Raw genomic sequence first — 12,971 nt, 5'->3', positions numbered from 1 at the left:
CATAATCTGCCCCATCCATGGAGTACATGTTTACCCTTTCGTCCTTATCCCATCGTCATGACCAGCGCGGGCTTGTGGTCCGAGCACCCACGTGGGCTTCAACAGGGCCGGGATCCGCCGCGACGGGCCGAGGTGCATGACCAAGGCAGCTCCCCCATTCGACGGCAAGGCGTTTGCCAGGACATTGAGCACTGCACCGGGTGTGTACCGGATGATCAGTGCCGATGACAAGGCGCTGTACGTGGGCAAGGCCAGCGCCCTGCGCAACCGCGTGTCGAGCTACTTCAACGCGACCCCGAAGTCGGCCCGGATCATGTCCATGCTCGCGCAGACGGCGCGCATGGAGGTCACGGTCACCCGCACCGAGACGGAGGCCTTGATCCTCGAAAATGAGCTGATCAAGTCGCTGAAGCCCCGTTACAACGTCCTGCTGCGGGACGACAAAAGCTACCCCTACGTGCTGCTGACCAACGAGGAGTGGCCGCGCATAACGATGCACCGTGGGCCGCGCTCGGTGCCCGGGCGCTACTTTGGTCCGTACGCCAGTGTCGGTGCCGTGCGCGACACGCTCAACCTGATCCACAAGCTGTTCAAGCTGCGCAGCTGCGACGCCAGCGTGTTCGCCAACCGCACCCGACCGTGCCTGCAATACCAGATTGGCCGCTGCAGCGGCCCCTGCGTCGGGCTGGTCGACGCGGAGGCCTACGCCGAGAGCGTGCGCCGCGCCGTGCTGATGCTGGAAGGCCGCAGCGACGAGCTGACCGACGAGATCGGCCGCGCGATGGAGGCCGCCAGCGCGCGCCTGGCGTTCGAGGAGGCTGCGCGGCTGCGCGACCTGCTGGGTTCCATCCGCACCCTGCAGGCGCGCCAGTACGTTGACGGGCGTGCGGCCGATCTGGACGTGCTGGCCGTGGCGATGCAGGGCAGCGCGGCGTGCGTGATGCTGCTGGCGTTCCGCGACGGCCGCAATCTGGGCACCCGCTCGTTCTTCCCGCGGACCAACGGCAGCGAGAGCGCCGAGGAAGTGCTGGCGGCATTCGTCTCGCAGTACTACGGCGAGCATATGCCGCCGGGCGAAATCGTCCTGGACCGCGACATTCCCGATCGCCAGCTGATCGAGGAAGCACTGTCGAGCGCGGGGGAGCGGCGAGTGCAGTTGCGTTGGAACGTGCGCGGCGACCGGGCCGGCTATCTGGATCTGGCACGCCGCAACGCCCAGATCACCCTGGCCAGCGAGCGCACCAGCCACGCCGCCCAGCTGGCACGCGCTCAGGACCTGCAGAAGATGCTCGGCATGGACGAATTGCCCGGGCGGATCGAATGTTTCGACATCAGCCACACCATGGGCGAGGCGACCGTGGCATCGTGCGTGGTGTTCGACGCGGAAGGCCCGGTGCGCGGCCAGTACCGCCGCTTCAACATCGCCGGCATCGAGCCGGGCGACGACTACGCCGCGATGCATCAGGCGCTGAGCCGCAGGTTCAAGCGTGCAATCGCCGCCCAGGGAAAGCCGGCGGGGGTGTTGCCTGACGTCCTGTTGATCGACGGCGGCGCCGGGCAGGTCGCCCAGGCCCGCGCGGTGCTCGACGAGCTCGACATCCACAGCGTCGTGCTGGTCGGCGTGGCCAAGGGACCGGCCCGGCGTCCGGGTGATGAGGATCTGCTGCTGCCTGACGGGCGCACCCTGCATCCCGGCGCCGACTCGCCGGCATTGCAGCTGGTCCAGCAGGTGCGCGACGAGGCCCACCGCTTCGCGATCACCGGTCACCGGGGTCGTCGCCAGAAAGTACGCAATTCAAGCCGGCTGGAAGATATTCCCGGTATTGGCCCGCGTCGACGCGGTAACCTGTTGCGACACTTCGGCGGCCTGGGTGGACTCAAGGGCGCCGGAGTGGAAGAAATCTCGCGGGTCGAGGGTATCAATGCGGCTTTGGCTGAACGCATCTACGCGACCTTGCACGGACTGGAAGAAGCGGGCAGCGGGCCGGATGACGGCACACGGAGTAACGGATGAAGTTGACGGTACCCACCATGCTGACCCTGCTGCGGATCGCGCTGATCCCGGTGTTGGTGGTCGTTTTCTACCTGCCGTTCAACTGGACGAGCTTGGCGGCCGCGTCGATCTTCGCGTTTGCGTCGTTAACCGACTGGGCGGATGGCTGGATTGCCCGTCGCTACAACCAGTTCTCCGCGTTTGGCGCGTTTCTGGATCCGGTCGCCGACAAGTTGATGGTGGCCGTGGCGCTGATGTTGACGGTGCAGAAGCACCCGACGGTCTGGATGACCCTGTGGGCGGCGGTGATCATCGGGCGCGAGATCGCGGTCTCCGCGCTGCGCGAGTGGATGGCCGAGCTGGGACAGCGGGCGAAGGTGAAGGTCGCCACCCTGGGCAAGATCAAGACCGTCGTGCAGATGCTGGCGCTGGTGTTCCTGCTCTACCAGAAGCCCCTGTTCGGTCTGCCGATCTTCACCATCGGTGAGTGGTTGCTCGCGGCCGCGGCATTGCTTACCCTCTGGTCCGGTTTCGCATACTTGCGGGCCGCGTGGCCGTCGATGAAAGAAGATTCACGAGGCAGTTGACAGTTCTGTCTGCATGCCTACAATAGTCGGCTCAGTCAGCGGGAATAGCTCAGTTGGTAGAGCACGACCTTGCCAAGGTCGGGGTCGCGAGTTCGAGTCTCGTTTCCCGCTCCAGACATGGCACCACGGTTCGCCGGGGTGGCACCGAACAAGGCCCCGGTTTCGGGGTTTTGTTTTTTCAGGGGATTGCCCAGTGCAACCCCAGTCGCAAGGGTTATCCTTGGGGCGCACGTCATCCGGCCGGGTGGCAGAGTGGTCATGCAGCGGACTGCAAATCCGCGTACGCCGGTTCGATTCCGACCTCGGCCTCCATTTGAAACCCCTGACTCGTCAGGGGTTTTTTATTGGGCGGCCTCTGCGGTCAGTTCCAAGAGGGCGGCACTGCCCAATAGCAGTGCCGTTTTACCGAAAGGTTTACCCAAGGCGCCTCATGAGACGGGCCCGGGTGCACTGATCCGTCCGAGCTGACGACGCTTGACCAGCGCATAGATCACCGGAATCACCACCAGGGTGAGCACCGTCGAGGACGCCATGCCCCCGACCATCGGCGCAGCGATACGCCGGGTCACCTCCGAACCGGCGCCCGTGCTCCACATGATCGGCAGCAGTCCGGCGGTGATGGCGACGACGGTCATCATCTTCGGCCGCACACGATCCACCGCGCCGGAAACGATCGCGTCCTGCAGGTCGTCCAGGCTCACCGGCCGGCCCTCGGCGCGCCGCGTTTTCGCAATCCTCTCCAGTGCCTGGTCGAGATAGATCAGCATGATCACGCCGGTCTCGGCGGCCACGCCGGCAAGGGCAATGAAGCCCACCGCCACCGCGACGCTGAGGTTGTAGTCCAGCGCCCACATCAGCCAGACGCCGCCGACCAAGGCGAACGGTACCGAGAGCATCACGATCAGCGATTCGGTCACGCGGCGGAAGTTCAGGTACAGCAGCAGGAAGATCAGTACCAGGGTCAGCGGCACGACGATCTTCATCTTCGCGGCGGCGCGTTGCATGTACTCGTACTGGCCGCTCCAGGTGGCGTAATAGCCCGGGGGGAAGTCGACCGCATCGGCGACCGCGGCTTGCGCCAGGCGCACGTACTCGCCCAGGTCGCTGTCGCGGGTGTCGACGTAGACGTAGGCCGACAGCAACGAGTTCTCGGTGCGGATTGCCGTCGCGCCGTTGCTGATCGACAACGTCGCCAGCTCACCCAACGGGATCTGTGCGCCGTCGGGTGTGGCGACCAGCACCTCGCGTGCGATCGTCTGCGGGTCGTCACGCAGTTCACGCGGATAGCGCACGATGACGCCGAAGCGTTCGCGCCCCTCGATCGTGGTGGTCACCAGCTCGCCACCCAGTGCCGCCGAGATCACGTCCTGCACGTCGCCCACGGTCAGTCCGTAGCGTGCCAGTTGCCGCGCGTCGGGTTGGATGTCCAGGTAGTAACCGCCGGTCAGCCGCTCGGCATACGCGCTGGTGGTGCCCGGCACCGTGCGTACGGCCGCCTCGATCTGCTGGGCGATCCGTTCCATCTCGGCCAGGTCGGTGCCGAACAGCTTGACCCCGATCGGCGTGCGGATGCCGGTGGACAGCATGTCGGTACGTGCCTTGATCGGCATGGTCCAGGAGTTGGCAACGCCCGGGAACTGCAGCGCCTGGTCCATTTCGGCGATCAGCGCATCGACCGTCATACCGTCGCGCCACGCATCCTCCGGTTTCAGGTTGATGACGGTTTCGAACATCTCCAGTGGCGCCGGATCGGTGGCGGTCATTGCACGCCCGGCTTTGCCGAACACCGACTCCACCTCCGGGAAGGTCTTGATGATGCGGTCCTGCTGCTGCAACAGCTCGGCGGCCTTGGTCACCGACATCCCGGGCAGGGACGTGGGCATGTAGAGCAGGGTGCCTTCGTTGAGGGTCGGCATGAACTCGCTGCCGAGTCGGGACGCCGGCCACAGGGTCAGCACCAGGGTCAGCGCCGCGACCGCGAGCGTGGCGGTCTTGTGCCGCAGTACGATCCCGATGACCGGGCGATATGCCCCGATCAGGAATCGGTTCACCGGGTTCTTCTTCTCGGGCATGATCCTGCCGCGCACGAACAGCAGCATCAGCACCGGCACCAGCGTGACCGAGAGCAGAGCGCCTGCGGCCATGACGAAGGTCTTGGTGAATGCCAGCGGCTTGAACAGGCGTCCCTCCTGGTCCTCCAGGGCGAATACCGGCAGGAACGCGACAGTGATGATCAGCAGGCTGAAGAACAGCGCGGGTCCGACTTCTCGACAGGCGTCGATGATCAGTTGCCGATGCGAGCGGCTGCCATCACTGTGTTCTATGTGCTTGTGCGCGTTCTCGATCATCACGATGGCCGCGTCCACCATGGCCCCGATCGCAATGGCAATGCCGCCCAGGCTCATGATGTTGGAGTTCATGCCCAGTGCGCGCATCGCGATGAAGGCGATCAACACGCCGACCGGCAGCATCACAATGGCGACCATCGCACTGCGCACGTGGAACAGGAACAGGATGCAGACCAGCGCCACGATGATGCTTTCCTCGATCAGCGTGGTGCGCAACGTGGCGATGGCTTGCTGGATGAGGTCGGAGCGGTCGTACACGGCCTTCAGGTTGACTCCGTCCGGCAAACCGGTCTGGATCTCGGCCATCTTCTCCTTCAGACCCTCGATGACGGCGAGCGCGTTTTCGCCATAGCGGGCAATGGCGATGCCGGCGACCACTTCGCCTTCGCCATTGAGCTCGGCGATGCCGCGCCGCTCCGCGGGAACCAGTTCGACCCGCGCGAGATCGGCGATCAGCACCGGCGTGCCGGCGTCGCTCTTGATCACCAGGTTCTCGATGTCGTCGATTCCGCGCAGGTAGCCACGCCCGCGGATCATGTACTCGGTTTCGGTCATCTCGATGACCCGGCCGCCCACATCGCGGTTGCTCTGGGCAACCACCTCGGAGATCCGCGACAGCGGCACGCCGTACTGGCGCAGCTTGCCGGGGTCCACGGTGATCGAGTACTCGCGGACGAAGCCACCGACACTGGCGACCTCGGCCACGCCGGGCGAGTTGGTCAACTGGTAGCGGACGTACCAGTCCTGGATCGCGCGCAGTTCGTCGAGCGACTTCTGTTTGCCTTCCAGCACGTACTGGTAGACCCAGCCCACGCCGGTGGCATCCGGCCCGAGCGTCGGAGTCACCCCGGCGGGCATCTGCTTGGATGCGCTGTTGAGATATTCCAGCACACGGGCCCGGGCCCAGTAGATGTCGGTGCCGTCCTCGAAAATCACGTAGACGTAGGAGGCGCCGAACATCGAGATGCCACGGACCACCTTCGAGCGCGGTACCGCCAGCATTGCCGTCGACAACGGAAAGGTCACCTGGTCCTCAACCACTTGCGGGGCCTGGCCGGGCACGTCGGCGAATACGATGACCTGGACATCGGACAGGTCAGGCTGTGCGTCCAGCGGGGTATTGAGGAGGGCGTAGATGCCGCCCGCGGTCACGGCGATCGCCATCACCAGAACCAGGAAGACATTGCGGACGGACCATTCGATCAGACGCGCCAGCATGTCAGTGCTCCGTCCCGTGCGAGTCGTGGGAAGAGTGCGGATCCGTTGTGGGTTCGGGCATCGGATCGGACTTCGTCATTCCCGGGTGACCGCTGTGGTCCGGTTCGGCCGCCGGTGGCGTCGCGTGATCGTGATCGCCGGGTGGGGTGGTGTCCGGCGAGTCGGTCATGGCCTGCAGCGCGGATTGCAGGTTGCTCTCGGCATCGATCAGGAAGTTGGCTGAGACCACCACGCGTTCCCCGTCACGCAGTCCTTCGAGCACCTCGACCCGATCGCCGGCGCGCTCGCCCAGAACCACCGTCCGCGGTTCGAATCGACCCTCTGCGACCTGCACCAGCACGAGTTGCCGCACACCGCTGTCCAGGACCGCGGAGCGCGCAACCGTGAGCGCCTCGTTGGCGTTCTCACGGCTCAGGGTGACATCGCCGAACAGGCCGGGGCGCAGGATGCCGTCGGGGTTGGGCAACTCCACCCGGACCGCCAGGGTGCGGGTGGAAGCGTCGATGATGGGCTGGATGAAACCGACCCGACCTTCGAAGCTCCGGCCCGGCATCGACGACGACGTGAAGTGTGCCTGCTGCCCGACCGACACGAGCCCGGTACTGGTCGCAGGCACGTCGGCGATCAACCACACCGTCGACAGGTCCGCCAGCCGCAGGATGGTGTCGCCGGCGGCAAACCGGTCCCCTTGCACGATCGGCTTTTCCACCAGCACCGCGTTGGCGGGCGCGTGGATCACCAGACTGCCGGCTTTGCCACGCCCCGTCGCCAAATGCGGGTCGCTGATGCCCCAGTTTTTCAGGCGCTGCCGGGCGCCATCGCGCAGGCGGATCATTGTCGCCGCGCTGGCACTATCGCCGGCGGCAAGCTTGCGTGCGGCGTCGTCCGCGACCCGGTATTCGTTCTGTGCTGCCAGCAGTTCAGGGCTGTAGACCGACAGCAGAGGCTGCCCGCGTCGCACCGTCATGCCGGTCTGGTTGGCGTACAGCTGCTCCACCCAACCCTCGAATTTCGGCGCGATCACGTACTGACGGGTTTCATCCACCTGCACGGTGGCACTGGCGCGCACGCCAGGTGACAGGGCGTGCAGGCGAACCGCTTCGGTACGAACGCCCAGCTTCTGGATCTTCTCCGGCGACAGCACCACGGTTCCCGGCGCGGCGGGCGCTTCGCCGCCCTCATAGACGGGCAGGTAGTCCATGCCCATCGAATCCTTCTTGGGCACAGGCGACGTGTCGGGCAGGCCCATCGGGTTACGGTAATAGAGGATTTTGCGCGGCTGCTCCGCACCATTGGCGGCGTCCTGCGACGGGCTTTGCGGTTGGAAGTAGCGGCCACCCCACCAGCCGGCAGCCAGCGCAACTACAACCACGGCAAGGCCGATGAACCAATGGGAAGCTTTCATTGTGTGTCTCCGCTGATGGCGCGCACGGCGGCGGCGGCCAGAAGTTCATCGCGGGTGGCATCCACCCGAAGCAGGTCGGCGCCTTGCCACTCGCGCAAGGCTTCCAGCAGGGTCGCGAAATCGACCTCGCCGACCTGATAACTGGCCAGCGCAGATTGGAAGTTCGCCTCCGATTGCGGCAACAGAGTTTGTTCAATCAGCTCGCGCTGCTCGCGGGCCCCCTGCCAACGGCCCCAGACGCTTCCCAGGCGACCCTCCAACTCGTCGCGCGCGGCATCGGTGCGTGTCAATGCGGCCTCTTCCAGCAAGCGCGATGCGCGTTCCCGGCCTCGCCGGGCGCGTTGCTGGAACGGGATCTCCACTTCCAGCATCAACGAGTAGCTGTCCACGCGATGACCCACCTGCATGGCGCCTACTCCGAGGGTGACGTCGGGAAATCGGTTGCGCCGTTCCAGCTCGGCGCGGCGATTGGCGGCCGTGGCCAATGCGGCGCTGGCTTGCAGGGCAGGGTGGTTGCCGGCGGCAATCCGCTGGCGGGTAGCCTCAAACAGGCTCTGCCCGACGGCCAGCGCGGGAGGTGCCTCAGGCTCGGCCAGTGGGGCGTCCGCGCGGCGGCCAAGCAGTGTGTTCAACGCGGAGACAGCCACCCGCCGAAGTGCCTGGCGTTCGATGCGCTGCCGTTGCATGGAGGTGCGTTCCACCTGGGCGCGGATGGAATCCTGCTGGGCGGCCATGCCCAGGGCGTAGCGGACGCCGGCGATTTCCTCCACCTGTTCCAGCAGTCCGATCAATCGGTCGATGACGGCGATGGCCTCGCGAGCGTGCCAATAGCGTACGTACGCATCTTCGGCGTTTGCCAGCAGGTCCAGCGCTACCGCGTCGTGCTCGTAGGTGCTCGCGCGGGCCTGTTCGCGGGCAACCTCGCGTGCCAGCTCCCGCTTGCCCCAGAGCGGGAATTTCTGCTGCAGCATGTAGTCCGTGGCTCCCACGTTCGCCGGAAGCACGTTCGGGTGGTCCGGATCGATACCCTGCCATTTCACCGTTGCCATCGGGTCGGGCAAGGCGCCTGCAGGAAAGACCATCGCGTCGGCAGCTTCGGCCTCGGTCTGGAGCGCCCGCAATTGCGGATTGTTTTCTACCAGCCAGTTACGGATCGAGGCGACATCGGCCCCTGGATCCAGCTCCGCTGCGAACGCGCGGGACTGGCTCATCAATGCCAGCGCCAGTGCGAGAGCCAACACCACCGCCCGAACGAAACGGCACTGTGTGCAAGGCGTCCTTGGTACCCGAGCGGGTTCCGGTCGTGCAAACGCCCATGGATAGGCGCAGTGCCTTTTTGGATATGAACAAGTCATGTCTCTGCCTTACCCGTACTGCCATCAACCAAAGGCAGTATTGCTGCGGAGGCGACATGCCGTGCAAACACGGATGCGCCGACGGAAGTGAAGTCAGGCGCAGCGGAGCGCCCGACGAACCTCGGTCGGCAATCAGATCAACAGGATGCTGGCAGGGTGCAGGGTCGGTCGATGCCATCCCACCGCGGGGGGCGCGGCCCGGTAAATGACCGTGCTGTCTACCGGTGTGACAACCCATGCCAACGAGAAGACCGGGGCCGGAAGTGACGCCGGAACCGGCGGAATGCGGCTCGCATCCCGACTTTGATCGCCCTGGGTGCAGTGGGCGTCGCAGACCGGGTCGTCGGGCGAGATCGGATGCTGGCAACCGTGCTGCAATCCCGCGCTGATGCCGGCATCCAACCCCGCGAACGCCATCGACGCGGCGGGATGACCCGCCACCGCGAACTGCGACCACAGCAGCGCCACGATCGTGAGGATCGTGATGCGGCGGAACAGGCGGCGGTGACTGGATGGTTTCATGGACTGTCCAACAGTAAGCGCATCAAGATTGTGGTGCCTTGATTCAGGTCACTCCAGGATGCGCCGCGCAGCTCACTCCTTGCGTTTGGTGCCAAGCCGCAGCGCGTTGGCAACGACCGATACCGAGCTCAGGCTCATCGCCAGCGCGGCGATCATCGGACTCAGCAGCAGTCCAGTGAACGGGTACAGCACGCCCGCCGCGATCGGCACGCCCATCGCGTTGTAGAGGAACGCAAAGCCCAGGTTCTGCTTCATGTTGGCAACGGTGTCGTTGGAGATCGCCAGTGCCCGCGTGATGCCGCGCAGGTCGCCTTTCACAAGAGTGACCTGCGCGCTCGACATCGCCACGTCGGTTCCGGTGCCCATCGCGATGCCGACATCGGCGCCGGCCAGGGCAGGAGCATCGTTGATGCCGTCACCGGCCATCGCGACCTTGCGGCCTTCGGCCTGGAGTTTCTGCACGAGCTCGATTTTGTCCTGCGGGCGGACCTCGCCATGGACCTCGTCGATCCCCAGGGTTTCCGCCACCGCCTTGGCCGTGGTGACGCCATCACCGGTGGCCATCACGATCTTCAGGCCCGCCTCGTGCAGCGATTTGATGGCATCGGCGGTGGTCGCCTTGATCGGGTCGGAAACCGCCAACAGGCCGGCCAGGACACCGTCGACCGCCAGGTACATGACGCTGGCACCTTCCCGGCGCAATTCCTCCGCCTGGGTCGCGAGCACCGACGCATTCACGCCGACCTCGTCCATCAGCGCGGTGTTGCCGATCGCCAGGGTGGCGCCACCGACCTTGCCTCTTACGCCGATACCGGTAGAGGACTCGAAGTCCTCCGGTGTTTCCAGCGTCATGTCGCGCCGCCGCGCCTCGGCGACGATGGCATCCGCCAAGGGGTGTTCGCTGCCCTGGTCGAGACTGGCGGCGAGACGCAGCACGTCGTCCTGGGTGAAACCTTCAGCGGCCAGTGTGGAGTGGAACGCCGGACGCCCCTCGGTCAGGGTCCCGGTCTTGTCGACGATCAGGACGTCGATCTTGCGCAGGTTCTCGATGGCTTCGGCATCGCGGAACAGCACGCCTTCGCCAGCCGCGCGGCCGGTGGCCACCATGATCGACATGGGCGTGGCCAGCCCGAGTGCGCAGGGACAGGCGATGATCAATACCGAAATCGAGTTGACGATCGCAAAGGTCCACGACGGTTCGGGACCGAAAAGCCCCCAGACAATGAAGGTGGCAACGGCCACTGCAATGACTGCCAGCACGAACCAGAAGGACACCTTGTCGGCCATGCGCTGCATCGGCGCCCGCGAGCGTTGCGCCTGCGAGACCAATTGCACGATCTGCGAAAGGACCGTGGCCGAGCCCACTTTTTCCGCGCGGATCACCAGGGCGCCGCTGCCGTTGAGCGTGGCGCCGATGACGTTGGAACCGGGGCTCTTCTCGATCGGGATGGGCTCGCCGGTGAGCATCGACTCGTCGACGTTGGAGCTGCCTTCGATCACTTCGCCGTCCACCGGCACCTTCTCGCCCGGACGGACCCGCAGGCGATCGCCGACGTGGACGTGGCTGAGCTCGACATCCTCTTCCGTGCCGTCATCGTTCAGCCGGCGCGCGGTCTTGGGCGCCAGACCCAGCAGTGCCTTCAGCGCCGAGGAGGTCTTTGACCGGGCGCGCAGCTCGAGCATCTGGCCGAGCAGGGTCAGCGAGATGATCATCGCAGCCGCTTCGAAATAGACCCCGACCCGGCCGTGCTCATGGAACGATTCCGGGAACAGGTCTGGGGCAAGCGTGGCAACGACGCTGTAGCCGAACGCGGCGCCGACGCCCATGCTGATCAGCGTCCACATGTTGGGACTGCGGTTGCGGACCGACTGCACGCCGCGCACGAAGAAAGGCGCGCCCGCCCACAGCACCACCGGCAGGGTCAGCGCGAATTCGATCCAGGTACGCGTCTCCACCGGCAGGGCGGGGAAGCGGTGGCCAAACATCGCCAGCAGCATCACGATCACCGAAAGCGGCAGGGTCCACCAGAAGCGCCGGCTGAAATCACGCAGCTCCGGATTTTCCTCATCGTCCAGGCCCGGCATTTCCGGTTCCAGCGCCATGCCGCAGATCGGGCACGTGCCGGGTCCTTCCTGACGGATCTGGGGATGCATGGGGCAGGTGTAGATCGCCCCTTCCGGAGCCGGCGGGGCGGCGTCTTCGGCTTGCGGGTCCAGATATCGTGCCGGATCCGCGACGAAGCGCTCCCGGCAGCTCGCCGAGCAGAAGTGGTGGGTTGTGCCTTCATGCTCGGCGTGGTGGTCGGTCTTGTCGGGGTCGACCTGCATGCCACAAACCGGATCGGTCACGGTGGTTCCTTCAGCGGAGTCCGTGTCGTGATGATTGGTGTTCATGGGTCCCTCCCGGGAAACACGATGGGTTGAAGGGGTACGGAGCTACCTGTCAGTCGCCGTGACGGGCAAACTCCGAAGTGGTGCCGTCGTTGGCGACGAGCTCGACGACATAGGGCTGCACGCGTCCGTCGGGGAGCTCCATGCCCGGCGAGCCGGCCGGCATGCCGGGCACAACCAGGCCCCTGGCATCGGGACGCTCGGCGAGCAGGCGCTTGATGTCAGCGGCGGGTACATGGCCCTCGATGAAGTAGCCGCCAACTTCCGCGGTGTGGCACGAGCCTTTGCCGTAGGGGACGCCAACGCGCTCCTTGATCGGGCCCATGTCATCGGTATCGTTGGTCTGGACCTCGAAGCCCGCGCGCTCCATGTGCCCCACCCAGAATACGCAGCAGCCGCAACTGGGACTCTTGTTGACGATCATCATGGGCAGCGTCGACTGCGCCGGCGCAGGTGCCGCCTCCACGGATGCCGCTTGTGGGCCGGAAGACGCGAATGTCGACGGCGTGTCGTTGCCATCCGGCGCTCCCGCGCAGGCGGTGAGCGTATAAGCCGATGCCACGACCAGCATGATCAGCAGGGATTTTTTGTAGTTCATAGGATGCCTCACTCGGCCTTCTTCGGTCGTGACGACCAGTGGATATGGACGATCTGCCAATCACCTGAGCGATCGTTGAGGATCATGGTTTCGGTGCTGAGCAACGTGACGGGCTTGTTGTCCCTGGACGTATGAATCTCACTTTCGGTAGCGACCCAGGCCAGGTTGCCATCGACCCGCGCCGTTCGGGACAACACGTTTACGTTGGCACCGCCCAGGAATGCGGCATCCGACTTTGCATGGTGGTCCAGGTACTCCTCACGGCTGCGTTCAACACCGCCGGACTCCAGGATGATGGCATCCGGTGCCAACAGGCTCTTCACCCGATCGAAGTCGGCCGCTGCCAGCGCCTTGCTGAAATCATCGACCTGCTTGACCGCGCTGGTTGCCGCGTCGGGAATGTCGGGCGTACTGGATGGGGCGACTTGTGCGTGGTGGGAGTCGTGGGAGCTTGAAGGCGGGGTGGGCTGGGCGAACGCGGGTGCGGCTATCGCCATCAGCAACGCGATAGCCGAGGCGGAAGCTGTTTTCGTTTTCATGCTTGTCTCCGGTTG

The 12,971-nt window shown here is 65.3% G+C and carries 9 protein-coding genes and 2 tRNA genes; 4 read left to right on the top strand and 7 right to left on the bottom strand.

The features are described from left to right. Nucleotides 1–136 precede the first annotated feature (136 nt). The 4 genes from uvrC (at nt 137) to INQ42_RS07725 (ending at nt 2,892) form a co-directional block, all read left to right on the top strand. On the top strand, nt 137–2,014 hold the full coding sequence (uvrC, locus tag INQ42_RS07740; protein ID WP_194033768.1) for an excinuclease ABC subunit UvrC: 1,878 nt from the start codon (nt 137–139) through the stop codon (nt 2,012–2,014). After that, nucleotides 2,011–2,580 (top strand): CDP-diacylglycerol--glycerol-3-phosphate 3-phosphatidyltransferase, encoded by a 570-nt coding sequence (gene pgsA, locus INQ42_RS07735; RefSeq protein WP_194033767.1) that lies wholly within the window; start codon nt 2,011–2,013, stop codon nt 2,578–2,580. The genes uvrC and pgsA overlap by 4 nt, the downstream gene beginning before the upstream one ends. A 38-nt stretch (nt 2,581–2,618) precedes the next feature. After that, nucleotides 2,619–2,694, top strand: a tRNA-Gly gene (locus tag INQ42_RS07730). Between the two features lie 124 nt (nt 2,695–2,818). Then, nucleotides 2,819–2,892: transfer RNA gene (locus INQ42_RS07725), tRNA-Cys, on the top strand. Nucleotides 2,893–3,008: 116 nt separating this feature from the next. On the opposite strand, the gene INQ42_RS07720 is transcribed toward INQ42_RS07725, so the two are convergent. From INQ42_RS07720 to INQ42_RS07690, 7 genes are all read right to left on the bottom strand, one after another. Next, entirely contained in the window at nt 3,009–6,146 is a 3,138-nt protein-coding gene (locus INQ42_RS07720; protein WP_343224907.1) for an efflux RND transporter permease subunit, read from the bottom strand. A gap of 1 nt (nt 6,147) precedes the next feature. Then, nucleotides 6,148–7,551 carry an efflux RND transporter periplasmic adaptor subunit gene (locus tag INQ42_RS07715; RefSeq protein ID WP_194033766.1) on the bottom strand — a complete coding sequence of 468 codons (1,404 nt, stop codon included), beginning with the start codon at nt 7,549–7,551 and terminating at the stop codon, nt 6,148–6,150. Continuing rightward, complete coding sequence (locus INQ42_RS07710; protein WP_194033765.1) at nt 7,548–8,762, bottom strand: TolC family protein; 1,215 nt, start codon at nt 8,760–8,762, stop codon at nt 7,548–7,550. Before INQ42_RS07710 ends, INQ42_RS07715 begins: the two co-directional genes overlap by 4 nt. Before the next feature lie 276 nt (nt 8,763–9,038). Then, complete coding sequence (locus INQ42_RS07705; RefSeq protein ID WP_194033764.1) at nt 9,039–9,428, bottom strand: hypothetical protein; 390 nt, start codon at nt 9,426–9,428, stop codon at nt 9,039–9,041. Between the two features lie 72 nt (nt 9,429–9,500). Next, nucleotides 9,501–11,756 (bottom strand): heavy metal translocating P-type ATPase, encoded by a 2,256-nt coding sequence (locus tag INQ42_RS07700; RefSeq protein WP_248285399.1) that lies wholly within the window; start codon nt 11,754–11,756, stop codon nt 9,501–9,503. A 115-nt stretch (nt 11,757–11,871) separates the two neighbouring features. Continuing rightward, nucleotides 11,872–12,417, bottom strand: coding sequence for a DUF411 domain-containing protein (locus INQ42_RS07695; protein WP_194033762.1), 546 nt, complete (start codon nt 12,415–12,417; stop codon nt 11,872–11,874). Between the two features lie 8 nt (nt 12,418–12,425). Beyond that, on the bottom strand, nt 12,426–12,956 hold the full coding sequence (locus INQ42_RS07690) for a YybH family protein (protein ID WP_194033761.1): 531 nt from the start codon (nt 12,954–12,956) through the stop codon (nt 12,426–12,428). Nucleotides 12,957–12,971 lie beyond the last annotated feature (15 nt).

The organism is Lysobacter avium (assembly GCF_015209745.1).
GTDB lineage: Bacteria > Pseudomonadota > Gammaproteobacteria > Xanthomonadales > Xanthomonadaceae > Novilysobacter > Novilysobacter avium.
Note: the sequence above shows the minus strand (reverse complement) of the source record. Positions and strands in the feature narration are given on the sequence as shown.

Excerpts from the sequence above, each read along its gene's own strand:
- uvrC (WP_194033768.1), top strand. The coding sequence starts at position 137 with ATGACCAAGGCAGCTCCCCCATTCGACGGCAAGGCGTTTGCCAGGACA.
- pgsA (WP_194033767.1), top strand. The coding sequence starts at position 2,011 with ATGAAGTTGACGGTACCCACCATGCTGACCCTGCTGCGGATCGCGCTG.
- INQ42_RS07720 (WP_343224907.1), bottom strand. The coding sequence starts at position 6,146 with ATGCTGGCGCGTCTGATCGAATGGTCCGTCCGCAATGTCTTCCTGGTT.
- INQ42_RS07715 (WP_194033766.1), bottom strand. The coding sequence starts at position 7,551 with ATGAAAGCTTCCCATTGGTTCATCGGCCTTGCCGTGGTTGTAGTTGCG.
- INQ42_RS07710 (WP_194033765.1), bottom strand. The coding sequence starts at position 8,762 with ATGAGCCAGTCCCGCGCGTTCGCAGCGGAGCTGGATCCAGGGGCCGAT.
- INQ42_RS07705 (WP_194033764.1), bottom strand. The coding sequence starts at position 9,428 with ATGAAACCATCCAGTCACCGCCGCCTGTTCCGCCGCATCACGATCCTC.
- INQ42_RS07700 (WP_248285399.1), bottom strand. The coding sequence starts at position 11,756 with ATGCAGGTCGACCCCGACAAGACCGACCACCACGCCGAGCATGAAGGC.
- INQ42_RS07695 (WP_194033762.1), bottom strand. The coding sequence starts at position 12,417 with ATGAACTACAAAAAATCCCTGCTGATCATGCTGGTCGTGGCATCGGCT.
- INQ42_RS07690 (WP_194033761.1), bottom strand. The coding sequence starts at position 12,956 with ATGAAAACGAAAACAGCTTCCGCCTCGGCTATCGCGTTGCTGATGGCG.